General features: G+C 41.8%; 1 pseudogene. It reads left to right on the top strand.

From position 1 onward, the window contains the following. A pseudogene (locus A3729_RS32985) lies at positions 1–196 on the top strand (IS3 family transposase); the annotation flags it as partial. Positions 197–447: the final 251 nt, after the last annotated feature.

Raw genomic sequence — 447 nt, 5'->3', positions numbered from 1 at the left:
CCGGCATAGTCGAATTAACTTTGTTACCCCAGAGCAAAGGCACTTAGGTCTGGATGAAGAAATATTATCGAAGAGGGATGAGCTTTATCGCAAGATGAAAAGAAAGAACCAAATAAGGTGGTCAAAAGCTACGCGGAACTGGGAGAAAGTGGGTGACGTTAAGTTGAACCCGGAGAAGGAAAAACAAGCAGCTTAAATGCTCAGGCGACAACTACCTTGAAAAACGCCGTTGACCATTGCAGACTTAAAAAACCGATAAGGAAAAGGTATTGGGGGCCATGGGATCACGACGACCCTGAAGGTTCACTTAAGTTAATTATGGACTGGGGTGGTAAATGGGACGAGCTAACAAAACAAAAATAGAGGAGGAGAAAATCATGGTAAATGATGAAAGAAGTAGATTGTTTGATGATGCTGTAGAAATGTTTTTGGCTATTGCCGAATTTA

Source organism: Oleiphilus sp. HI0043 (assembly GCF_001634935.1).
Note: the sequence above shows the minus strand (reverse complement) of the source record. Positions and strands in the feature narration are given on the sequence as shown.